Source organism: Paenibacillus xylanilyticus (genome assembly GCF_013359935.1).
In the GTDB taxonomy this organism is placed as follows: Bacteria; Bacillota; Bacilli; order Paenibacillales; family Paenibacillaceae; genus Paenibacillus; species Paenibacillus xylanilyticus.
On sequence record NZ_JABMCB010000202.1, the window covers coordinates 285,427 to 309,455 of the forward strand.

The following is a 24,029-nucleotide window of genomic DNA, read 5'->3' on the forward strand; positions in this document are numbered from 1 at the left end:
TCTCCTTTTTATTAGGCAGGTGTATAATCAGGAAGGCAGAAAATGCTTCTTCGAGATCCCTCCAATATTTTGCTGATGACATTAATCATAAAGTAAACAAAATGATTAGTACAAGAGAAGTGATCGCCGGAATACCTGATATCACACTCGCGAAACAATAAGTTGCTGCTCGGTATCCTCTGCATAATTCAATATTTCATGCAAAGGATCTCCATATCATATAACTGTAGATCATGAATCTACCTATATCAGATATCTTAGCCCGCCGCGAATTAAATTTTTTTGTTCTCATCAAACTATCCGTTACCTGAACAAAAGCAGCCGGTCAATTTGATCATCTGCTTTCTTAGTTTTATAAGCTATCATTTCCCCTTAGTGTAACGAAGCTAGAACTTTCATTTTTAGCTCCGAACAAATAAGAATTAAGTTTCACTGAGCAACTGCACAACATTAGATGAGGTTAAACGAGAAATTAAAGCCTATATGACTTATTATAATCACTACAGATACCAATGGAACTTATAAAAGATGGCCCCTGTAGAATACTGAGATCACTTTCTTCAAGCCATGTAGGTCTTTTTAGAAATGTCCTTTACATAGGGTACACTTTAGTATGACCGCTGCCTTTTATCTTAATTGAACTAACGTTCGGTAATTTATAATAGCGAGGTTACGAACTTCACCTCCGGAAAACGGGTATCCGGTCCTTTCATTAAGATTCCGACTTGATTTTTCAGATACATATCGAAAAAATCCAGCATATAGGCATTGATTACGGAGTTCGCTTTTTCGGGCGCAATCTTTCCTGTAATGCCCAGCTTGTCGAAGATCGGAGAAATAAACTGTATGTCGGCAAAATTCAAATGCTCCGTATTTTCGATATAGAGGAATTGTCCCCCTTCGTCGACCGTTTGGCGCATCCGTTCAAGCTCCAACTTTTTATCTTCCGTTACTTGATCCTCCCACTCTCTTGTTGAGCCCATACGCTTAAGCTCTGAATCCGTGTAGACCCGGTTATCCATCACCCTTTTTAATTTTTCGAAATAGCTTTCCGAATTGAGGAACAAAAAAGGCTTTCGCAGATCCTCTCTGTCATCCAGACGATAAAGTCCTCCATCAAGGTCTATTCCAACCGCGATTTGCGGATCGTAAGATGCGTCATAGGCCGTCGCTCCGCCGATGGAATGACCGAACACCCCGACATGACCGAGATCTATCCTCCCTTTTAGATGACTTGGAATCTGCCCCGATTGGATGAGCTCGAACTGGTCCAACGCAAACGTCACATCGTCGGTTAAAACTTTTCCCAACTTGTCGCGATTTCTTCTACTCGTCTGGTAATCATGGCCGGGCGAAAATAAGTCGTTGGTTGTGCTGGTCGTGATTCGCCCGTCCGGAAACTCGGTTGCGAATGTATTGTAGGTGTGGTCGATCACGGCCACGATATATCCGTGACTCGCGAGATTTTCGGCCTGCGACGTGTGGAGGAACCTGGAAGAGCCGTTGCCGGGATTCGCAAGGATCAGCGGATATGAATTTTGTACCGAAGAGACTTCGGCCCCCGAATAGGCATGACTGGATACGTACTTCAGGTGTTGAAAAGTAAACCCGGGAAGGCCATAATCCGCGGCCATGTATTGTAAAATCCGGGTATCGGGAATAAAGGGAGCGTACTTGCCGGTTCCATCTTGAGCCGGATACCATACCTGAACCATCAATTCTCTCTTCCCATCTCTGGCTTCGTCGAAAATCTCTTCCCTATTTGTATCCACGAGATGAAAAGTTTGCGTTCCTACCTTAAATTCGCCTGTCGGTTCAGGTAGTTTAAATACAGGAAAAGCATACATGAGACCTGCTGTTACGACCAGCAATATCGCTATTGCTGTATAAGCTGAGCCCAACATGAATCGTGGGATTTTTTTGGGGCCGCTTTTTTTGAAATGGCTACAACCTGAAATGACTAAAAATATGATCGTTATGCAATATGGAAAAAATAGCTGAACTCTGTATCCTTCCACCGTCCAATGAATGCCCAGTAAAAGTGTGGCCATCCCGCTTGCAGCGAATACTGGAATTCTACGCCGTCCTTTTTTTAATAGGACTGTTAATGCAATCAAGCCGATGTTTGACAATAAAAGCAACAGTTCAAACAGCCTCATCTCGATTCTCCTTTTTTTCTCCAATATTATCCTGCCACGCTAGCCTTTGCTATCGATTTGCCTTTAATCTACCTTACAATTTTGTAAGACGCTTACTTAGCACGTAACCATGAAGTGGTAACCATTCCAGAGACTGCTCTTGCAGACCCTTTTCTTGTCCACCCCAGTAAACTGACCGTTAGTTGAGCAAAAGCAGCCGATCATTTTGATCAGCTGCTTTTTGGTTTACACAATAATCACTCGGATGTTCAGCGGATCAGTCGTGGCGCAGTCTTACATTATTGAAAGGATGGTGAAAGCTTAATAAATAGGAGCTGCATTTGGCTTTCGGTATACTTAAACCATAAAAACTGCTAAGTTTAGCGGATAACATGGGAGGAGTTACAGATGGATTTCAGTCAAGTGATACATAAACTACTGCCGATTGCGGGTGTTGCATTGGCAGTGGGTCTGATTGTCCTTGGAATGGTGTATTTAGCGTACAAGGTTTACAGGAAAATGGGAGGCAAACGCATCATAACCATCTGGCAATTTATAGCGTCGTTTTCGATTCTTGGCTGGCTGATCATTGTCATGATGTTAACTACTTTCAGCAGAGGTGCTCATTTTGATGGCTGGGTTAACCTGGAGTTGTTTAGCGGCTATGTAAGTGCATGGAATCAATGGTCACTCAGCGAATTTCAGCTTATCATTTTCAATATGTTGATGTTTGCACCACTAGGCTTTTTGCTCCCTCTTCTCGGGATGAAGACGCGTCGTTTCAAGTTTGTACTTATTATATCGCTGCTTGTCACGCTAGGTATTGAAGCATTCCAGATGGTTACCGGCAGGGGAATCTTCGAACTGGATGATCTGTTGCACAATACACTGGGCAGTTTAGCCGGATACGGGTTAATGAGAGCGATCCTCGATATCTTGAAGCAGAAAAAAATCTCATTCAAAGCAATCTTTAGTGCGGTCTGCATTCCATTGGCCTTTGCGCTATTATTTACGGGAGCATTTATCATTTACTCAAGTAAAGAACTCGGGAATCTTTCCGTACGTCCGGCGACTTCCCAGAAGATGAATCAGGTCAGCGTCATGCTGGACACGAAGCTGCCTGACTACGGAGAACCAGCAGCACTATATCGGAGCCATGAAATTCACAACATGGAATATGGCAAGCAGATGGCTTCTTTAATGAAAGATCATTTTCAACTACAACAGCGTGGTCGTATTTCCATAGATGGTTTCAACCGGGTATGGAGTCTGTACGACAGTACCGGAAAAGAGTACACGTTTAATTACAACGTAAACAGCGGTAACTGGTGGTTGGCACGTGGTCAGAGGTCATCAAGCTCAATGGAAACGGAAATTCTTACAGAAAAAGGCGAAGCTTATGACAAGTGGCTAAGTCAACATGGATTACTGCCTAAGAACGCAGAATTCAGTACTCAAAATGAAGACACCGTTCGGTGGGATTTGCATATGACCAATACAGATATGATAATAGGACAGCAAGACTTTGATAACGGAATGATCATCATAGTTCCTGCAGCAGAAAGTCTAATTCCACAGGAATTGTTCTATTCCATGAATAAAAACGCGTATATCCGTACAGTAGATGTGGAAAGTCCGGCTAAGGCATATGAAGAAATTCTCAAAGGCAATTTCTCCATCTATAATGATTTGAAAGCAGGCGACGAACTGATAGTGAAGGGTTATGAACTGACCTATACCTATGATTCAAAAGGTTACTACCAGCCGGTGTACCAATTTGAGGGAACCGTTAACGGGGCGGAATGGAGCACCTTGATTCCGGCCATGAAGAATTAAAAGTTGTATTACCTTCGAACTAAATGCTCCATCTATTCAAATACGAGCTTTGAAGTTACTTGAACATATTCCCAACGAGAGCCGCTATCTTAACGGCTCAGGCTGTCGAGAAACTCTCGACAGCCTATTTTACATCTAATTTATCTAAGACGACACCGCGTTAACGTTTTATAAATATGGATGATTGAACACACCTTTATAGTAGAAATTCTTTGTGGCAAAGCACCGATGGTTTCTATTTGTTATATAACAAAAACATTATTTTGTGTTTTAAGTACTAAGCCAGCTGCCAACCTGCCAACTGCTCCATGCTATTTTGAAATTAACGACTCCCTTTACCGTAATGACCTGGCATATGTGATACGGTTCATCTTAACGGGTCTATAGCCGAAAAAAAAGGAGCCATCTTTGATAGTTTTTACAAGTCGTAATGTACTCCGGTTAACTTCTCGGATTGTAACCAAAGTTTTTCCGCAAGCTGCACATTCAATGCCTTTTTAGGGAAATCTACAAACTTTGGTTTCTTAGCCTTTAGAGGATTCATTCCTAGCCCTACGTAAATATCTCCGGTGATTGTTGAATCCGTGGCCGCAATAAGTGATGGCCAAGATGATTGATCAGGAGGAGTTCCAAATATTTTCATTAATAGCAGTCCAAATGCTTTGGTTCCCTTCGGTGCGTTTCTCCCGATTCCTGTAGGACTTGTACCAGGATGTACTGCTATAGAAGTGATACCTTTCTTCTTCGCACGTCGATTTAATTCTCGGGCAAACAGTATGTTTGAAAGTTTCGAGCGATTGTATCCTGCCATTGGTCTGTATTTCTTATCCATTTTTAAATCAGAAAAATCGATATCACCCATTTGAGCTGACTGTGCGCTAACGGTAACGATTCGACCGTGGTTCTTTTCAATTAACGGCAATAACAGACCTGTCAACGCGAAGTGTCCAAGATGATTGGTTCCAAAGTGCATTTCAAAACCATCGGCCGTCAATTCACGAGTAGGAACTGCCATTACCCCAGCATTGTTTATAAGGACGTCTATTCCTTTCACTTTCCCGTGGATCGTGTCGGCAAAGCTTCGAACTGACTTCAGATCAGCCAAGTTCAATGGCTCCACTGTCACATCTATATTTGGCGCCGTTTGTTTCATCTTTATGATTGCTTCTTCGCCGCGCCCAAGATCACGGCTTCCGATGATCACTTTGGCACCGTGCTTCGCTAGCTCTAATGCCGTATAATAGCCTACCCCGCCATTGCCTCCCGTCACGATAGCGGTTTTTCCTCTTAAGTTTGGGAGATCGTCAGGCGTCCAGTTTGGTCTCATGATTTATTCCTCCGAAAGATTATTTTTTTAATATGTAATCGGGTCCTTACTACATGCAAAGCTGTTTCAATCAGTCGTGAATAAACGAGAATTGTTTGATATACCGAGCATATTCGACTGAATCGATCATGAATCTAGCCACGTCGTCGCGAAAAATTTTAGCTAGCATGGAAGGAGTAAAAGCACCGTGCTTATAACGTCCTTTGCCCGGCTCATTGGTGAGCCTTGAAGGCTGAACGATAGTCCAGTCCAATCCACTTTTCCGTACAATACCATCCTGCCTTTCCTTATCGTAAAACTCGCGGAACGTTATTAAAGAAACTAGTTTTACAATCATTCTCATCCCAATTCCAAGCTGATTCCTGCTTTCTCTGCTGGTGCCAAAGCCCGTAAGAACGACCAGTCTCTTTACTTTATGCCTTCTCATCGCATTCACTATTGAACGAGTCCCACGTAAGCATAGATCTGAAGGACTTCCTGCTGTGGCTCCTAAAGCTACAAACACCGCATCTTGCCCCTCAACAGCCGATCCTACATCATCTTCACTAAATACATTGCCTTCTACAACTGTTAATCCCTCCCGGGTAAACGGGATTCGATCTGCGGCACGTACAAAGGCTTTTACGGTATGTCCCTTGTTAATCGCTTGGTCAATTAGCTGTAAGCCCGTACCCCCGCTAGCTCCAAAGATAGTAAACTTCATAGTTTATTGCCTCTCTATTATCTGTATCTCACCAGTAATAAGTGAATATTCATTTATTTATTGGTGGAAAGAACAGCGATGCGTAGCATCGCTTAAAATAATTTACTATGCCTTAATAGCGTCCCAACTCATCTTGATGGCAGAGTCTAATTGTTTATTATTCAACATGGTCCCGTTCTTCAAATGTGTTTTCAACAATTCGGCTATCGGCAAGATGGAGTAAGCAATTAGCATGTTAATATCCTCCTTCTTCAAGATCTCCTGTCGGATGCCGTCTTCAAACATCTCGAAGATCGGTTGAAACTGACTTGCCGTATCCTCTAGGCACCATTTCTGGGGCAAAGGCGAATTCATTATTTGCTCCAGAAACAAAAAATATTCTTTGAAGGATTGAATAAAATCAACATAGTTGCGGATGATGGCCTCAAATCGTTCGTAAACTGTTCGGGTATGATCCACTCCCTGAAACATTTCCTCGCTCATCTTGCCTTTAATCTTCAAGTAAGTCTTGTAGAGCAGATCCTCTTTGTTCTCATGGTAAATATAAATCGTTGCTGCCGATACACTCGCTCTTTTGGCGATTTTTGATATCGACGTATCAGAGAAACCGATCTCATTAATTAGCTGTATGGTCGCGTCAAATATTGCTTCGACTTTGTTATCATCTCTATATCTCATGAAGCAATAATAAACGATCGTTTATTTATTGTCAACGTTAAGTATTGCTTGATTGGTTGGGGCTTTTTCTTTACCTGCCCCCAAACTTGACGCCCCGAGAAAGAATCTCAGCCTAAAAATTCGCTCTACTTGGATACGTTTCACCGCGCTGTCTGCAACCGGCAAGTTTAATGGTCATCTACACGGATGGCTTTCTTAGCGTTACAAGCTACAAATTTGGCAACGATTACTCGATAACGGGACGATAGCATCAATAAGAACAAGTCGGGGGAAACGAACGCGTCTATGAAATGGTTTGTAAAATACGAGTGATTTCTTTTTCGATAACGGAATCGTCAACAGTATCCAGATACTCAGGACTAATCACTTGATACTGTTTCATTTTATAAAATTCCATAACGGCTTGTTTCAAGGTGAGATCATACCATTGAATACTAAAGGTCGGTTCCATAATGCGCCGAAGCGTAGCATCATCTTGAACTAAGGACAGCGCAGCGTGCATTCTGTTAAAAATCTTCTTATCCATACCGGATTGAAAAAAAGATTGTAAATTTTTAATTCTATTTTGTTGAGCAACGGAAATGTTTTCAAAAAGTCGTGGATAAAACTCCTTGAGGTCTTGCAGGAACAAATCGGATAAATAAATAACACCTATTAACGATTCCAGAAACGTTTTTTGAAATCGATCAATATATGAAATGGAATCATCATATACAACAGTGTCAGCCTGCTGCAAATACTGAATTCCATACTCTACAACCTGTTCGATGATTTCATCTTTGGATGAAAAGTGCTTGTAAAGCGTCACTTTACTAATGTCCATATGTTTTGCGATATCGTCAATTTTCATTTGGCTGAATCTGGTTCTTCTAATTACAGGTTTGATTTTATTGAGATATTGATCTGCGCTAACGGGTTTTCTCACGATTGAAGCCTCCTCTAATGCTCATCAAATCATATTATATCAAAATTGCTGTATCAATAAACAATATTTAATTAAAATATTAAATTAACTAATTTCGTTAAATTAGTTTACTTAGTTAATTTATAGTTGTATAATCTCTCTTGTAATGAATATCCAATCGCGGAAGGGATAACGGTCTCAGAAGCGATATCCCTTCCGCGAAATCACACATAAAAAGGAGAAATACACAGTGAAAATCACAGTTCTCGGCTCACTCGGCAATATCAACCGTAACTACCTCCCATCCCTAATCGCAGACGGCCACGATGTCACCGTCATCACAAGCTCCAAAGATCGTATCGCCGACATCGAAGCGCTCGGTGCCAAACCGGCGGTCGGCTCAAACCTCGACGTCGAATTCCTCGCGCAGGCCTTTGCAGGTAGCGACGTCGTTTACCTCATGATTTCGGGAATCAATTATACCTCTGGCACCGACATGTGGCAGACCGCCATTGATCTTGCTGAAAATTATAAGGCCGCTGTGCTAAAATCAGGCGTAAAAAACGTCGTCAACCTCAGCTCAGTCGGCGCCGACAACCCAAACGCCGGCATTCTCTACAGCTATCATTTTGCAGAAGACGCGTTAAACTCGCTTGAAGGCGTGAACGTTGTCCACATCCGCCCTGTCGGCTTTTACAGCAATCTTTTTGCCGACATACAAAGCCTCAAAACCCAGCAAACCATCTTCAGTCCAATTTCAGTTGACATCCCTCAAGGCTGGGTCAGCCCCATTGATATCGCGGACGTCGCTTACGCCATGATTTCTCACACCCCAGCGGGTAAAAGCTCGAAGTTCGTAGTTAGTGACTGGGCCACAGGCAACGACTGGCTCAACGCCCTTGCTGAGAATGGTATTGAAGCCAAATACCAACCAATCCCCGTTGAAGATCTCACTGAGAATATGAAAAAAATCGGCTTCCACGAAAACACTGCCAACGGCTTTGCCCAAATGAACCGCGCCTGCGAGAATGCTGACGAGTTCTACACCAGCCTCCGTGCCACCGACTACCACCTCGGTAAAGTCAAGGTCGGAGACTTTGCGAAAGTTTTTGCAGACGTATATAATAAATCTGTTTAAACATTCCAGAATACTGTTTATCCTGCGGATGAGAGCGCCTAAGTACGCTATTTCTTTCGATAACTTGACCCAAAAAATCTTGAGATGGCAGCCTGTTCATCCTGCTCTAATCTCAGACCTCGCACAGGGTTTTCCTCTGACTTGGTTTTGACATATAAAGAACAAAAGCTCGCTGAAGTGATAGCGAGCTTTGTTCTTTTCTGATAATTCGCACAAAAAAATATCCTTAACTGTGATAAGGTTCTTATCGAATGGCTTCAAACTAACCTGCCCGTTAGTTTAACAAGAGCAGCCGATCATGATGGTCAACAACTTCCCTGGTTTTTAGGAATAACTTTTCCCGTTAGCGGAATAAACGGATTAGAGACGGTATTAGTTGTCGGATACTTAAATTGTCTGTTTGGATATCTTCCCGAAATATCCTTCAACTATTTCACGGAATTCGAGAGCAGCCCGCGAAATGTACCGACTCCTGTGCCATAACAAAGCGATCTCCCGTACCAATTCATGATTTTCTACTTTGAGATATTTGATATGTTCCCAAGAAATCTTTGCCGTACTTGGTATAAAAGCTATGCCAATTCCCGCTTCCACTAGAGAAATTAGCCTTGCGGGTTCATCTCCTTCATACACATACGTAGGTACAAATCCAACCGATTTGCATATAGAATCCACCAGATCGCGAGTACCGTAGCCTCTTTTTACACCAACAAAACATTCATCCCTTAGCTCAGTTAAAGATATGCTGTTTCGGTCAGCAAGCCGATGCCCTTTGGGAACAGCTACAAGAATCGGGTCGATGAACATGATTTGACATTCAATGTCTTCCCCTTGAATAGGAGGTGAGGACAAGCAAAAATCAACCTCTCCTCTATGAAGAAGCGTAACCATTTCCTGTGTGGTGAGCATTTGCACATGAAACTGGATATCGGGTCGCTTGTTCCTAAACTCTCGAAGGATCTGTGGCAATGTGCTTGCGGTGGTCACCGCCAATTCGAGTGTTCCATGTTCTGGGCTAGACAAATCGCTAATCTCCTGCTTTCCCTGTTCCAATTCAAACAACGCCCTTTCTGCACGGCGATAGAATTTGCTTCCAAACTCATTCAATCGGAGTTTCCTCCCTATTCTATCGAATAACGGAACTCCCAAGTCCTCCTCCAAGCGCCCAATCGTTTTGCTTAGTGACGATTGAGTGACATGCAGACTTCGTGCTGCTTCGGTCATATGTTCCAAACGCGCTACCTCGAGAAAATATCTCAGTTGAAGAAGTTCCATTTTACACCCTCCACTCATTCCCTTGAGTCAATGAAATCATAACATAAAATGCATTGGAATAAATAAATGATTTCAAGTACGATGATGACACTAATATACAAAGTGGGGGATTGAAATGAGTATTCGCAGTAGGTGGTTGATGATTTCCGTTGGACTAGGGATTTTATTGAACCCATTGAATTCTTCAATGGTTTCAGTTGCTATTCCAAGGCTGCAAAATGTGTTCCATCTCGACTTTACAGTGGTATCCTGGATTATTTTTTCGTTCTACATTGCGAGTGCTATCGCTCAACCTATCATGGGAAAAGCCAGTGATTTATTTGGTAGGAGGAGGATATTTCTTAGCGGGCTTGTTGTATCCTTCGTTGCATCATTATTAGCTCCACTATCCCCAAACTTTGGATGGCTCATCGTGTTCCGCATTGTGCAATCCATCGGAACAAGCATGATGGTTGCAGTTGGAATGGCCATTGTGCGAATTCATATTATAGAGAAACAAGCGACTGCACTGTCAGTTTTGTCTATATTCCTATCCGGAGCGGCTGCGATTGGCCCCTTTATTGGCGGGGTCATCATTCACTGGTGGGGCTGGCCTTCTATCTTTTTGGTTAATATTCCGTTCGTGATGACAAGCTTTCTATTAGCTTGGAGGCATATTCCAAAGGATAGTCCGTCTACGACCTCCAATGTTCGCAACATGTCCTTTCGCAAATGGTATGATTTGATTGATGCGTCAGGAGTTCTGCTATTCACCGTGGGTCTGGTTGCTCTGCTCGTTGGATTATTGTCCGCAAAATCATCTGGTCAAATCTCATTAAGTAACGTTATTGTCGCGCTGATTGGCTTCGTTGGACTGGGAGCTTTCGTGCGACATGAGTTAAAAGCGAAGTCACCCTTTATTCCTTTACGCACATTCGCTAAATATCCTGCAATGACTTGGGTCAATGTCGAATTCATGGTCGTTAATTTGCTTTATTACTCTCTCTTTTTCGGGCTTCCGTCCTACTTGCAAATCGTACGTCATGTCAGCGAGTTCCATACCGGGATGCTCATGCTATGCTTAGGCTTGTGCTCTCTCGTTGCTTCTCCAATGGCAGGACGATGGATCGATAAATCAGGACCTCGACCAGCATTGCTTATGTCCGGAATCCTGATGACATTTGGGTCCGTGTGGATCGTGACACTGGATCAGACTACACCGGTTATCAGTGTGTGTCTGGCCTTAGCTGCATTCGGTATTAGCAACGGGTTGAACAGTGTCGCTATGCAGGCAGCCTTATTCAAAAGTTCACCAAAAGAAATTATAGGTGTAGCATCTGGAATTTTTAACACCTCAAGATACCTGGGAACCATTCTCTCTTCATTACTGATTAGCAGCGTAATGGGAGATAACTTCAGCTTCGAAGGATTTCGAATACTTGGGATAATCCTCACGTTAATTGCATTGTCCTTGGTATTCATAAATTGGCGGCACAAGGAGTCAATGCAGTTGCATGAGTCCTAGTTATCTGACAGATGTAAATTATCCTCCGTTCCCTCAACAGAAAGCGGCAGCTGATCGTGAGAATCGGCTACCGTATTATCTTGTTGAGCCGCAAGATGTGTTAGAACCTGATCGTTCCGGGATTATTGTTTTCCTGGCGCTTCGGGGAAGCCAGCGGGGAACACCGCAGATGCTATTCCCAACATATTAAGGCAGGCTAAGGATTCGAGATTAACAACGATGATGAAACAAGCTATGAAAAATAAAGACGTTACGGTGGCTACCGTGTGTGGAGGTTCATTGCTGCTGGCTATGGATGGTTTATTGAAAGATAAATATGCAGTCACCAATCAAATAGGCATGGGTGCACTAGGAGCTCTCGGTGCAATTCCGGTTAATGCAAGAATCGTGGAAGATGGCCCTCGTTTGGTAACTGGCGGAGGTGTTACTTCTGGACTTGATGTGGCCTTGTATTTGGTTGAGCGTGAAGTCGGACCACAGATTGCGAATGCCATAGAGAAGTTATTCGAGTACGAGCGTAGAGGAACGGTGTGGCAAGCACGGCATACCGCCGATTAACTTTGAGACGAGCCAGGAAACGTCTAAAAAAGAGCAACTGTCTGCACCGGAGAAAAAAGTCGAGAAGTGAGGAATCGAGCATAAGTTGCAATGTAACATGTCGTTTCATCTAATCGGTAATCGGTATATGTTCTTGTCCCTCGGCAGTTGTTCATATCACGACACACTAATCCCTTTTTATACACACCAGATAGCATCAGCGCTCATTATTACCACCTTAAAATCTCTTTCACTAGCTTCATATATACTAGTGCACGGACAGTTAGGAAAGTTGCAACCAGTGAAACCAATGTATCAATCTCTTTCTCAGTTAGAAATTCTGCAAGGTGATCTGCTGTACGAACCTCCTTATCCATTAGTAAGAAATGCCTACACGAGACTTGACATAAGAGTCATCTTTAATTAGATTGTACGTGAATTCGGCTGTATCCCTCACGGATATTTCAGTGCCACCTTCAGGTAGAACATCTCGCTCCACACGGTATACGCCTACATGTACTCCATCCGTTAAATATGGAGGACACACAATCGTCCATTCCAGTGTTGAAACTTGAAGCATCATATATACTCGATGATGCTCTTCTGCTGCACGGGTGGATTTACGTCTGGATTCACTGGATTGATATCGTAGAACACTCGGAGACAGTTTGCTTTGTAGGATACCAGCTGTTCCTATAGTAATGATTCGTTTTATTCCTTCATCACGCATTGCATCAATGATTAACGGCATACTTTCGGATAGCGTATTGGTACCATCCGTATTCAGTGCACTAATAACGACATCGGCTCCATGGAAAGCACGCATAATATCCTCTCGATTCAATACATTACCTTGAATGATTGTTAAATTTTTATCATGAGACTGGCATTTTTCCGGATTACGAACCAGTACAGTTACATGATGTTGATCCTTAAGCGCGTTGGCAACGATATGACTCCCAACACGTCCAGATGCACCTAATACTAAAATTTGCATAAATAACTAATCCACCTCCAAGTTCTGTAATATCAACACAATCTTTTCCGCCACTCAGGCGGCAATAAGATCACTGAATTATAAGTATCAACAGTATGATAACAAAATCAATATTAGACAGCTAATTCTAAAAACGAAGAGCCGCTTATTCGCGGCTCTTGTGAACATCAACTAATGAATCATCAACATCTGCAAGATAACTGTTGAAACACAAGTTTGATTTAACTTGCAATCCACAAATGCACTAATTATTTTTCGAACAAACTTCCTCCATCGCTTTGGATCACATCTTTAAACCAATATAATGACTTTTTACGATAGTGTTCCAATGTACCTGCCGTCATCATGACTTCGTCCCCAGGTTCAAAGTCATACCCGAAAAACGTCATCTTTCCATTTCGTTCTCAGCAGTACTGTAAGGATGGGTCTGGTCACAATATTTGCCTGCAAATAATCCTTCACCAACCGGATAAATCTCAATATGAAGATTGCCGGCGAATCTCGTAAAGTACAGCCGTTCATCTTTTCAATTTTAATCTCATCTATTAAATGAGCATCCTGCTAACCTGCAAAATGCTCATTTATTTGAATGTAATTTGATATTCGATTTCTACAAATTCCATTCATATCGAATATCAGGTAAGTTCTCTTCATTTTCTTGTCCTCTACCAATCATTTTAAATCCATTTTTCTCATAAAATCTTTGGGCATTTTTATTAACTTCAAATGTATATAAAGTTAAGTTTCCATTTGCTTGTGCTTTTGCTTTATTAAGCAAGGTTCGCCCTATTCCATTGTCTTGATAATCATTATGAATATAAAGTTGGCTTATCTCCGTTTCACTATAGGCAATCATTCCAACTACTTTTTCATCAATTAACGCTAAATCTATTTGATACTGTTTAGATAGTATATGATTTAAAAAATATAGATGGTTTTCGAAGCTATGGATTTCAGCCTGACCAATTGCCCGTTCCTTACTATCTCTCCACATTTTCACTGTATGTTCAGCATACTTGGGATTATAGTTGGATACTTTAATTTCAAGTTTGTTCATTAATATACCGCCTTAGATAGAAAGTTTTTTATTAGTAAAGTTCCCATTAGCTTAATGAATTAGTAAAACAAAACATGACTAATCGATAATTTGGAACATGTTCTTGTCCTTCGACATTATCAAAATTTAAGAACAAGAACTTGTACTGATTGCCTTCGTACTCTGTTCCATTCCATAATGAAGAACCTCAGCTGGGTTAACCGAGCTGAGGTTAATGTATTTACTATTTTTGTTCATTTCTATCATTGGCTTTTACCACTGTGGTGTCTTTTCTTTTGATTCCGTTGACTTTCGCATCAGGTGCTTCGAATACCCCTAAATGGGGACTACTAGAGTCGCAACTAGCTTCTTCATTTAATAACTTCAACCTTTTTATCCCCTGCTGACTTCGCTACATCTAACGTTGTTTTACCTTGGATAGCGACTATGACGCCAGTAGCCAGCATAGAAACGATTAGAGTTGCGCTGAGGGCTGTGGAAATTTTCTTCTTGACCATAACCATACCTCCGGTATCTATTATGTAAAAAGCAACTCAAGACGATGACAAGCCGCGGGTAATACTACGAAAAGTGAATTGCATTATTTAACTTTTTTCTTTATATTCCACCTGGTGATTGTATTATAACGTACTTACAATGATTGTAAAAGAATTCTTTCCCTTGTATTCAATAAAGTTGTAGCTTTCTTAGTTGAGGACAATCATACAGGAACTTTCCATTAAGCTAACCTGCCCGTTAGCTTAATAAATACATCAATCCAGCAACTGCAAACGAGCAGACACCTGCTAAAGCAGACCATGTAGCAACTTTCTTCTTTATTTCGCGGTCTTCCTTAGACTCTGAATAAAAATTACCTCTTTGTTGGTAACCAGTCGTCCATGCTCCAATGCTAAGTCCAGAAACAACAATGAGAATGATCCCTTGATAAATAAAAAAATTCATATTTCATCTTCCTTCCCAATCACCCTTGTTTTTAATAAAACGTTTATCATAGTAAAGGTTGCAAGCGAAGAAGTGAAGTTCTATTTAAGTTAAACTTCCCGTTAGCTTAATGATGCTATCGTATATTACCTTTCTATTTAATTGTCCCTACATATAAGTGTAACATCAGGACATTCTTAATATGAGGTGTTAGACCTGAGTAAAATGTTCTTAATCGTTCTATTGACTTTAAGTGTTATGGGAACGCTTTCAGAAATACGTACGAGCGATTATGAAATCAAGACAAATTACAATATGGATCACAACTGGATCAAACTCCCTACGCAAATCGGATCCATGACACAGAATTAATTACAAGGAATGAAATAGGAAAAATTAGCTTTTGGCTAGTCCCAATGGGGATTTCTAATTGGAAATTTAGAACCTTATTAGGTATAGATGATAATGGTACAGATGGATGGAGATTAGAGTGATTAGAGTGGTAATTCTTTAAAATACTCAAACTATCCAACTTAGATCCTAGTCACTAATATATCTCTGATAGGGCCTTAAAAGTTGATCAGATTTGCTCTGAAAATCACTATTTAAACACGGGATCTATTGAACTCTCCTCCATTTTATTTGCCGTATACCTCAAAAGCATAATGTCCTGCTTGTACTCCTTTGGGCATCCATTGTATATGATTTTTACATACCTCCCATTCGCTTCAAAGCGGTCCCACTCGTATTTGTTCACATGATGTCTGTCCAGTCTGGTTCGAAACGACACTCCAATTGATTCCATCGCTTGACCTATTACTGAGATTGCGTTGGGGGTTGGATTCAATACGCCGGACTATTTCTCCCCTCGTTTCACCAGCTACTATGGTCTCAGTCCTACGAACTATCGAAGGAAATTTAAAAGAAGGGGTATATTGATCACAGAGTTAAGAACCATACCAAGTAGGTGTTACTTCAACAACTGACAAAATGAGAAAAAACATTGTATATCCGACATATTGCCCGAAGTTTTTAAAAACAGGAGGAACATCTATGAAAAAACCTATTGATCCCCGTAGTACACGTACCCGTAAGCTGATTATGTATACGTTTATCAACTTATCCATGAAGAATGATTTATAGATATCACCATTAAGGATATTATAGCGGCTGCACTCAAAAGAAAATAAAGTTCTAGGCTAAAAAAAGTGTTAGACTAGGCAAATAAAGTTGTAGACTGAGAAACTAAGTATTAGACTGAAGATGCTTCATTGAGCTAACTGGCAGTATAGTTTAGGCAGCGAGTATTTAATACAGCTGCCTTTTTCTCTGTTTACTGCCGACTATTTTTGATAAAACACTCAGATGCACGAACTGTCCATTGAGTAAGCAAGAAGGATTCGAAAATAAACGATATTGGAACGAACATTGTGCGTATTTTAACGCCAAGGTGCCTTTATTATAGCTCCAGTTTTCACAACTCCCCCTAATAGGGTCAATGATGGACATTATAATGATTACCAGTAGTTCAGGCGTTGATTGCTGTCTCCCAAAATAACGCTTGCCTTAAAGTGTACTTTAAGATTTAGGATGAGGAAGAACCAGCCGATTCCGTCTGAAAATAACCGATAAGGAGCGATCCGGCAATGGCATTCACGATCAAAGAAGCTTCAGAGCGGCTTGGTTGCCCGGCTCATACGATTCGTTTTTACGAGAAGGAGGGATTGCTCCCTTACATTAAGAGAGATAAAAACGGGAATCGACTGTTCGAACAAGATCACCTAGATTGGATCAGGCTGATGACATGTTTCCGGGCGACAGGGATGAAGCTGTCGTTGCTGAAGGAGATGGTGGATCTTGCGCTCGATGGTGATTCCACGATTCCACAGCGCAAAGCGATCTTGAATCAGTACAAGGAAGATTTATTTCGCCGCCAGAACGAATTGGCCGAAGCGCTCGACGCCGTCAATAACAAACTGTCGATATACGAAGACATCGAGAAAGGGAGAATCCCTTCGGAGAGCCAGTTGTTAATCAAGATGGAGGAGTCAGAGCGACAACAAACATAGAATGAGGGATTAACAAATGCAGCAAAGAATTTTGGGCAATAGCAATATCCTCGTCTCTTCGATCGGACTGGGAATTATGGGAATGTCTCCAGGCATTTACGGGGAGACTGACGACGAACAGTCGATCCAAACGATCCATCGTGCTTTGGACATAGGCGTCACGTTGTTCGATACCGCAGACGTGTACGGGAACGGCCATAACGAAAATCTGCTGGGCCGTGCTCTTCAAGGGCGCCGCGAGCAAGCCATTATCGCCACCAAGTTCTCGTACACTCCTAATTACGAGAGCATCAGTGGCCATCCTGATTACGTTAAAAAAGCAGTGGAGGATAGCCTTCGCCGTTTGAATACGGATTACATCGATCTATACTACCAACACCGCGTCGATCCGCAAATCCCGATAGAGGAGACGGTCGGAGCGATGGCAGACTTGGTCAAGGCAGGCAAAGTTCGGGCACTCGGCCTGTCCGAGGCTTCCGCTTCCACCATTCGCCGCGCTCATGCCGTGTATCCGATCTCCGTGCTAGAGAGTGAGTATTCGCTCTGGAGCCGTGACATCGAAGAGGAGATACTCCCTACCGTAAGAGAGCTGGGGATTACCCATGTGGCCTGCAGTCCATTGAGCAGGGGCTTTATCTCCGGCGAGCTTCGAACTTTCGAAGATCTGGCCGCCGACGATCTTCGCAGATGGATGCCGCGGTTCCAAGGAGACAACTTCCGGAAGAACATTGAGGTTGTCGACAAGATTAAGGAGATCGCGTTGGAGAAGAACTGTACACCATCCCAATTGGCCATTGCCTGGACGATTGCCAACGGGGCGCTGCCTATCCCGGGTACGAAGCGTATCAAGTACCTGGAGGAAAATGCAGCCGCGGCTGATATCCTTCTCATGAAGGAGGACCTCGAACGAATCGATCAGGTCAGCCCCAAGAATGTCGTTCACGGCACGCGTTATATGAAAGAACAGATGACGCTGCTCGACGGCTAGACATAATCAGATGAAGCAATGGTCCACGTGCTCCGTGGACCATTTGCAATTGGAGATTGTCTCAGGAAGTCGGCAGCCATGAACGCCTAAGCGATAATAGGAACTTGTTCTTGTCCCTCAACAATGACAGGATCAGGACTAGGTACGATCTCAGTATAAGTTTGTCACCCCTTAAGCCAAAAGACACATCCACCATCCTCTTCATTTCTTTGCTAAAGTGCTGTGACGAGTTTGTTTTATCTAATTCAAATGAGATCACAGTCAATTGAAGTTCTTTTGATCATTGAAGCTGATTTCTTTGACCATAAACTGCATTCAGCGTTTCAGTCAATCAAAAGAGACACAACACTTCTACCCAGATCTTCATCTAATCGAATTACGAAAACTGTCCTGCATAATGATACTTAATGAGGTTTTAATTTACATCACTTTTCATTTAGTTGCTCATCGAATCGATAATCAGACTATGTTCTTGTCCATTCCACAATCGATACAAGTTCTTGTCCTTGGCTGGGGCAAGAACTTGTATCGATAACATAAAAAGCCGCTATAATAGCGACTTAAATCGGACTTGTCCCTCGACAACCCTTCGTTTTAAGCACCCAGACAGCATAGATGTCTATAAACGGGAAAATACCTGCCCCTCTCCCGGGCAGGTATTAAAGGTGAATGGTATGAATGGCTTACCAACATCGATCCCTAAATATTAATCCAGAAGGCTGTAGATCTGAATGCTCTCTACCTTGGCATCCTTGATATGAAACGACATCACATCCACATAATTGGATGGCTCGTAGCGGAAGTCATCCTCCTCATTAGGGGCTCCATCACCAAGCAGTTTCCCCTCAGGGTAGGCGTTTTTGAGTGTATCCAGGCTATCTCCCGCTTTAATGTTTCGCACTGTCGCATACTTAGGATCTGTAATTTCGATGTGAAAGATGGAGTCTTGTTTCCCCTCCGGTATACTGATTGTTTTAATCTCCAGACCAGGATACGTATAAACCTTTTCTGTAAAACCGATTAACGTATCCATGTTTGTTCCATCGTCGGCAGTGTACGTATGAGATTTCAGGTTATCCGGTTTGCCCAGCATCTGTTCCATCTGATCTTCATTCGCTGTATCCGAAATCGCAATGGTGTGCTCATTATAGACAAAAGCAAGCTCCTTCAGCACCACATTGCCTTCCTTCTCCATCGAACCTTCCTTAATAGCTTCAGCACTTTGTCCTTCCGAGTTTTCTGAAGCAGGCGCAGTAGAATCTGATGCTCCTTCACCTTTGGCCTGTTCGTCGGGCGTGTTTTTTTCAGCCGAGTTCTGCGCCGCTTCTGGCGACTTGGCACCATTGGACTGACAGCCCGTCAGTGCCATCGTTAGTAAAATACTCAGCAGAATTACAGCTGTAGCTTTGTTTATCGATTTCATCATGATCCCTCCATAAAATGTGTGATTTCTTCTTATGAAGTGATTATAAAAAAAGCATTTGTTAGTCTCATAACAGAATTGTATCAATCTTGTAACGTTAACGATTTACGCGCGTGTTTACACACGGGGTAACACGATCGTAACGGTGGTTCCTTCCCCGATTTGACTTTCCATGTCGATATATCCATTAAACCGCTCTACAATCTCTTTGCAAATAGAAAGTCCAAGACCTGAACCGTTCGCTGTGCTTGCATTTTTCCCCCGGTAAAAACGTTCCTGCACTCTCTCCAACTCTTCGCCCGCGATACCGATACCTTGATCACGTATCCGTATAACTACCTCGCTTGGCGTATGATCCAACTTCAATTCGATTAGCGATGGACTGCCTGAATATTTGATGGCATTGTCCACAAGGTTGGCGATTGCATGGGACATCAGCATTGGATTCACGTTGGCGTGGACTCTCGTCTGAAGCTTATCCTCCGGTTCCGCTTCCTCCTTCCTGAACCTAATCTCGATTCCTTTATCTTTGGCCTTGGCACCCATACTCGCTGCGACTTGCTGAATCAGTTCGTTCATTTCCGTCTTCCGGGCTTCCAGTTCGTTAGAACCAGCCTTGTCGAATCGGGATAGCAGCAACAGTTCATTAATCAAGCGCGTCAGCCGATCCGATTCCTGCAGCAGATGAGCATAGATTTTTTGCAGCTCCTTGTTCTCGTTCTCCCCTTCAACCAAGTATTGTGAGAAACCACGAATGGCTGCCAAGGGTGTTTTTAACTCGTGAGATACGTTGGAGACAAATTGTTTCTGGTACTGAATGTAATCATGAAGCTGCCGCCCCATGGAATCCAGCCCATCTGCCAGCATGCCCAGCTCATCCTTCCGGTTTAGATGAACTCTCCGAAACTCCTGTCTAGAGAAACTTTGCGCAGCGCCAAGCAACAGCTTAATCGGCTTGGTAGTGTTGCGGGCAATCCACAGACTGGATAACGTAATCAGTACAATAAATCCGCCTGCACCCGCAAACAGGATATAACGGATTTGATCCATAATCGCATAAAAGTAGGATATGTCCTCCACGAACTCATACACATAAGCGTTTTGGTAGTATTGATCCTGGATGGGAGTGGCAAAATAAAGCAGATGATCTTCCGTTACGGTGTAGGTATAACTGCCGCTCAGGGCTTTCTCAATATTCTTTTCAAAAATAAGAGGTTTGCCATCATTAATGATGATGCCATCCACAGCCAAGCCCAGCAACTGCTTGGAGCTATCATAGATACGTACTTCCTTGCCTGAAGCTTTCAGTTTCTCCAGAGCAAGTCTGACAATTTCTTTGGTCTGCGGCTCTCCTGACGATGATCTATGCTGTGCCAACACCTCGCGGAAGGACAACTCGGACAGATCCGCCTTCTCCATCATCTGTTTTTCAATGGTAATGAAGCTGTAATAATCGATGGCTTTATTCACCGCAAAAATGATGATGCCAAAGGACAGCACGGAGAAAAATAAATAATTCAGCAGTAACCGGGTTGCATACTTCAGGCCTCGCCACCTCCAAGTTGATAGCCAAATCCATAGATCGTCCTGACATACTTCGGTTCGTCCGCGTTATCCTCCAGCTTCTTCCGTAATCGCATGATGGTCATATCCACACTGCGACTGTCTCCCATAAAGTCATATCCCCATCCGATCTGCAGCAGCTCATCCCGGGTAAAGATTTTGTCTGGTCTTTTGAGTAACGTTTCCAGAATTTTGAACTCTTTGGCCGTTAAAGACACGGGTACACCGTTTTTCAGCACCCTTCGGCTTTCCAGATCAAATGTCAGCTCTTCATGAATGATGCGTGTAGATTTCACTTCTGTTCCTTCACTAGATTCCTCCTTGCTCTCGTTTCTTCTCAGAATCACCTTGATCCGAGCGAGCAATTCACGATTGTCAAAGGGTTTGGTCATGTAATCTTCCGCCCCTAGCTCTAGTCCGAGCACCTTGTCGATTACCTCATTTTTGGCAGAGAGCATGATCACAGGAACGGCACGTTTCCCGGTGATTTCCTTGCACAGGTCATATCCGGAGCAATCAGGCAGCATCAAGTCAAGCACCACCAGGTCCGGCCCAAAAGCATCCAGCAGCTGCAGGGCTATTTTACCGTTTTCAGCCGTTTGAACGACGTAGTTTTCTCTTCTCAGTACGAGCTCAATTAAATCTCTGATTGCGACTTCATCGTCAATGACAAGAATTTTCTTCAATGTGCACCCCTTCTAGCCTTGTTTCCCAGCTTGAATCATCATTTACCCTCATCTTAGCACAGCATCTTTAGATTCCTCCACCAACTGGATGATGAGGTATATTCCACTGAGCCCGACATAACTTGTAACAAACCCGAAGAAAGGAGAACAATCCATGGATCTGCTCTGGGTACTCATTGTTGGGGGACTTATTGGCTGGTTAAGCGGCAACTTGATTGGGCGGGACGTACCGGGCGGTGTGCTTGGGAACATTATTGCAGGTTTTATCGGTTCCTGGCTAGGAACGGAATTGCTGGGACCAAGGGGGCCCGTGATTGGCGGATTTCATATTATTCCAGCCATCGTTGGCTCGATTATTGCCCTGCTCATCTTCTTCGCTCTGGCACGCGGCGGAGCCTTCCGAAGACGTTAACAAAGAGAGACGGAAACCGATACTGTCGTTCATTAGATATTTTTAAAAGATGCTGCCAGGACATAAAGGTAAAGATAAACATAAAAGGGCCGAAAGCATTCATCGATGGAAGATGAACACTTACGGTCCTTTTTTTATTTTTGTACTGATTTCATCCATTCTTTCCGTGCCTGAACATGGTCTCCATCGCTTTGATAGATTCACTATATAAAACTCAGGTTGATAGATCAACATATGATCAATTCATGACCCCATGCATATCCGGAAGGAGTCCAGCGTCAAGGCGTATGGGGCCACGGTGCTCAGCCCAGTTTACTGTCCGGCTCAGCCGACCCGGACAGCCCAGCGCCGAACACCTCCTCGACGAGTCTCTGCGTTGCCTTCTGGAACGCCACAGCCAGGGACATGGTGACGTCGTCCACATAGTTCACGGAGGCGGTCAGGGTCTTGCTGCCGTCGGGTGTGCTGTACATTAGTGCCGCGTAGCCCGAAATACCGCCGTTGTGGGTGATGATGGTACCGTCACCGTTCTGGCCGACGTCCTGCACGAACACACCCAAACCATAGCCGATTTTGGGATACGGTTTACACATCTCAGCCAGGAGCGGAGCCGGGAGGAGCTTGCCGCCCATCAGCGCGGAGATAAATGTGTGGAGATCCTGTGTGGTCGAGATCATGTCACCTCCGGTGGAGATCCAGGAGGGGTTCTGGCGGGTGACATCGACCGTTTTCTGCTCGCCGGCGTCCTCGTACCGGTAGTAGGCATGGGCATGCGGTCCGGGGATCTCCGGCTGGGTGTCTGGTACCACGGTACCCGACAGCCCAAGCGGCCCCAGAATGAGCCGCTTCATCTCCTCGGCGAGCGAGCTGCCGGTGACCTTCTCGATCAGCAGCCTGGCCAGAACGTAGTTGGTGTTGGAATAGCTCCAGTCCGTTCCCGGCTCGAATCGCACTGGCTTCGACAATGCCAGCCGAACCAGCTTCTCCGGCCGGTAGGTCTTGAACCGGTTGTCTACCCACTCCTGGCCCTGCCAGGGGATACCCGGCACGACCGTCCCGTCTTCATAGTACTCGCCGGTGAAGTTGAACACCCCGCTGGTGTGTTGCAGCAGCATTCGCACCGTGATCCGTTGGTCCAGCCCGAACTCGGGCAGGTAGTCTACCACCGGGTCGTCCAACCTGATCCTGCCCTCGGCAACCAGTTGGAGCACCACGGATGCCGTGAAGGTCTTGGTGTTGCTGCCTATCCGGAAGTGTCCGTTTGTTGGCGGCTTCGCCGCCTCGCCCAGCCTGCTTACCCCGGCGCTGCCGACCCACTCGCCCTGCTCATCGTGCACGCGCAGCTGCACCCCAAGGAAACCGGAATCGACTATCTCTTCGATGACCTTCTGCAGCTCCGGGCGATCCTGCCCGTCAGCGAATCTTTTTTCCTTCATATTCTCTGACGGACTAAAATCTTCTGTTGTTTTCTTTTCCATTTAGTTTCCCTCACTTTACCTTTTTTTGTCAGCCCTACTGTTTTTAACTATCCATTCTCTCCCGGCTTGGCATTTTCCTTTATCAAAGAATCCGTTTAAACGCTAATAATGCCACTTCTACAATGTTTTTGTCTTTTTGGCAAAGGGACAAGAACTTCGTTCATTAAAATGAAAAAGCCGCTAAAATAGCGAGTTCAATGGGACCATGTTCTTGTCCCTCGACAGTTTTTCATGTGGAAACCATTTGGTAATTTGTCTCCTATTCTTCTCTGACGTGGCCGATCGTGGTGTAGATGATAATTTATGTCACTCTTTCAATTCAAAGAACTAGCAATTCACATCAACTGTCTTCCTTTGCATTCTCAAGTTTATTTCATGTAGGAAAATTTAGAAAA

General features: G+C 43.6%; 22 protein-coding genes. 8 read left to right on the top strand and 14 right to left on the bottom strand.

All coding sequences use genetic code 11. From position 1 onward, the window contains the following. Positions 1 to 656: 656 nt before the first annotated feature. Positions 657 to 2,159 (bottom strand): alpha/beta hydrolase family protein, encoded by a 1,503-nt coding sequence (locus tag HP552_RS28045; protein WP_175398653.1) that lies wholly within the window; start codon positions 2,157 to 2,159, stop codon positions 657 to 659. Between the two features lie 387 nt (positions 2,160 to 2,546). Between HP552_RS28045 and HP552_RS28050 the strand changes: the two genes are divergently transcribed. Beyond that, entirely contained in the window at positions 2,547 to 3,974 is a 1,428-nt protein-coding gene (locus HP552_RS28050) for a VanZ family protein (RefSeq protein ID WP_175398654.1), read from the top strand. A gap of 418 nt (positions 3,975 to 4,392) precedes the next feature. On the opposite strand, the gene HP552_RS28055 is transcribed toward HP552_RS28050, so the two are convergent. The 4 genes from HP552_RS28055 to HP552_RS28070 all read right to left on the bottom strand — a co-directional run bounded on the left by HP552_RS28055 (position 4,393) and on the right by HP552_RS28070 (position 7,607). Beyond that, entirely contained in the window at positions 4,393 to 5,301 is a 909-nt protein-coding gene (locus HP552_RS28055) for an oxidoreductase (RefSeq protein ID WP_175398655.1), read from the bottom strand. Positions 5,302 to 5,371: 70 nt separating this feature from the next. After that, positions 5,372 to 6,004: an NAD(P)-dependent oxidoreductase gene (locus tag HP552_RS28060; RefSeq protein ID WP_175398656.1), complete on the bottom strand. Its 633-nt coding sequence runs from the start codon at positions 6,002 to 6,004 to the stop codon at positions 5,372 to 5,374. A 105-nt stretch (positions 6,005 to 6,109) separates the two neighbouring features. After that, positions 6,110 to 6,682, bottom strand: coding sequence for a TetR/AcrR family transcriptional regulator (locus HP552_RS28065; RefSeq protein WP_175398657.1), 573 nt, complete (start codon positions 6,680 to 6,682; stop codon positions 6,110 to 6,112). Positions 6,683 to 6,965: 283 nt separating this feature from the next. After that, on the bottom strand, positions 6,966 to 7,607 hold the full coding sequence (locus tag HP552_RS28070) for a TetR/AcrR family transcriptional regulator (RefSeq protein ID WP_175398658.1): 642 nt from the start codon (positions 7,605 to 7,607) through the stop codon (positions 6,966 to 6,968). Positions 7,608 to 7,836: 229 nt separating this feature from the next. Here HP552_RS28070 and HP552_RS28075 point away from each other — a divergent pair, with 229 nt between their 5' ends. Continuing rightward, entirely contained in the window at positions 7,837 to 8,724 is an 888-nt protein-coding gene (locus HP552_RS28075; RefSeq protein ID WP_175398659.1) for an NAD(P)H-binding protein, read from the top strand. A gap of 387 nt (positions 8,725 to 9,111) precedes the next feature. Here HP552_RS28075 and HP552_RS28080 read toward each other — a convergent pair whose 3' ends face one another. Next, positions 9,112 to 9,999: a LysR family transcriptional regulator gene (locus HP552_RS28080; protein WP_175398660.1), complete on the bottom strand. Its 888-nt coding sequence runs from the start codon at positions 9,997 to 9,999 to the stop codon at positions 9,112 to 9,114. A gap of 115 nt (positions 10,000 to 10,114) precedes the next feature. Here HP552_RS28080 and HP552_RS28085 point away from each other — a divergent pair, with 115 nt between their 5' ends. Genes HP552_RS28085 through HP552_RS35195 form a run of 3 tightly spaced genes read left to right on the top strand, consistent with a single transcriptional unit; the run spans position 10,115 to position 12,061 of the window. After that, positions 10,115 to 11,503, top strand: a complete 1,389-nt coding sequence (locus HP552_RS28085) for an MFS transporter (protein WP_175398661.1) — start codon at positions 10,115 to 10,117, stop codon at positions 11,501 to 11,503. Further along, positions 11,493 to 11,693, top strand: a complete 201-nt coding sequence (locus HP552_RS35190) for a hypothetical protein (protein ID WP_246311091.1) — start codon at positions 11,493 to 11,495, stop codon at positions 11,691 to 11,693. The genes HP552_RS28085 and HP552_RS35190 overlap by 11 nt, the downstream gene beginning before the upstream one ends. A 29-nt stretch (positions 11,694 to 11,722) precedes the next feature. Next, a complete protein-coding gene (locus HP552_RS35195) occupies positions 11,723 to 12,061 on the top strand; it encodes a type 1 glutamine amidotransferase family protein (protein WP_246311092.1) in 339 nt (112 codons plus the stop codon). A gap of 355 nt (positions 12,062 to 12,416) precedes the next feature. Here HP552_RS35195 and HP552_RS28095 read toward each other — a convergent pair whose 3' ends face one another. The 4 genes from HP552_RS28095 to HP552_RS28110 all read right to left on the bottom strand — a co-directional run bounded on the left by HP552_RS28095 (position 12,417) and on the right by HP552_RS28110 (position 15,036). Further along, positions 12,417 to 13,037, bottom strand: a complete 621-nt coding sequence (locus tag HP552_RS28095; RefSeq protein ID WP_175398662.1) for an NAD(P)-dependent oxidoreductase — start codon at positions 13,035 to 13,037, stop codon at positions 12,417 to 12,419. 610 nt (positions 13,038 to 13,647) lie between these two features. Further along, positions 13,648 to 14,094 carry a GNAT family N-acetyltransferase gene (locus HP552_RS28100; RefSeq protein ID WP_175398663.1) on the bottom strand — a complete coding sequence of 149 codons (447 nt, stop codon included), beginning with the start codon at positions 14,092 to 14,094 and terminating at the stop codon, positions 13,648 to 13,650. A gap of 350 nt (positions 14,095 to 14,444) precedes the next feature. After that, the gene (locus HP552_RS28105) at positions 14,445 to 14,591 is read right to left on the bottom strand and encodes a hypothetical protein (protein WP_175398664.1); all 147 of its coding nucleotides are present in this window, start codon (positions 14,589 to 14,591) and stop codon (positions 14,445 to 14,447) included. 238 nt (positions 14,592 to 14,829) lie between these two features. Beyond that, complete coding sequence (locus tag HP552_RS28110) at positions 14,830 to 15,036, bottom strand: DUF5316 family protein (RefSeq protein WP_175398665.1); 207 nt, start codon at positions 15,034 to 15,036, stop codon at positions 14,830 to 14,832. A gap of 1,625 nt (positions 15,037 to 16,661) precedes the next feature. Between HP552_RS28110 and HP552_RS28120 the strand changes: the two genes are divergently transcribed. Both HP552_RS28120 and HP552_RS28125 read left to right on the top strand, forming a co-directional pair. Next, positions 16,662 to 17,084, top strand: coding sequence for a MerR family transcriptional regulator (locus HP552_RS28120; protein WP_145950312.1), 423 nt, complete (start codon positions 16,662 to 16,664; stop codon positions 17,082 to 17,084). Positions 17,085 to 17,100: 16 nt separating this feature from the next. Beyond that, positions 17,101 to 18,072 (top strand): aldo/keto reductase, encoded by a 972-nt coding sequence (locus HP552_RS28125; RefSeq protein ID WP_175398666.1) that lies wholly within the window; start codon positions 17,101 to 17,103, stop codon positions 18,070 to 18,072. Positions 18,073 to 18,778: 706 nt separating this feature from the next. On the opposite strand, the gene HP552_RS28130 is transcribed toward HP552_RS28125, so the two are convergent. From HP552_RS28130 to HP552_RS28140, 3 genes are all read right to left on the bottom strand, one after another. Continuing rightward, the gene (locus HP552_RS28130; protein WP_246311093.1) at positions 18,779 to 19,498 is read right to left on the bottom strand and encodes a hypothetical protein; all 720 of its coding nucleotides are present in this window, start codon (positions 19,496 to 19,498) and stop codon (positions 18,779 to 18,781) included. A 114-nt stretch (positions 19,499 to 19,612) separates the two neighbouring features. Continuing rightward, entirely contained in the window at positions 19,613 to 20,965 is a 1,353-nt protein-coding gene (locus HP552_RS28135; RefSeq protein ID WP_312884363.1) for a sensor histidine kinase, read from the bottom strand. 71 nt (positions 20,966 to 21,036) lie between these two features. Beyond that, complete coding sequence (locus HP552_RS28140) at positions 21,037 to 21,744, bottom strand: response regulator transcription factor (RefSeq protein ID WP_076323558.1); 708 nt, start codon at positions 21,742 to 21,744, stop codon at positions 21,037 to 21,039. A 154-nt stretch (positions 21,745 to 21,898) separates the two neighbouring features. Here HP552_RS28140 and HP552_RS28145 point away from each other — a divergent pair, with 154 nt between their 5' ends. Then, a complete protein-coding gene (locus HP552_RS28145; protein WP_024630063.1) occupies positions 21,899 to 22,156 on the top strand; it encodes a GlsB/YeaQ/YmgE family stress response membrane protein in 258 nt (85 codons plus the stop codon). Positions 22,157 to 22,458: 302 nt separating this feature from the next. On the opposite strand, the gene HP552_RS28150 is transcribed toward HP552_RS28145, so the two are convergent. Beyond that, entirely contained in the window at positions 22,459 to 23,634 is a 1,176-nt protein-coding gene (locus HP552_RS28150; RefSeq protein ID WP_217506575.1) for a serine hydrolase domain-containing protein, read from the bottom strand. Between the last annotated feature and the right edge of the window lie 395 nt (positions 23,635 to 24,029).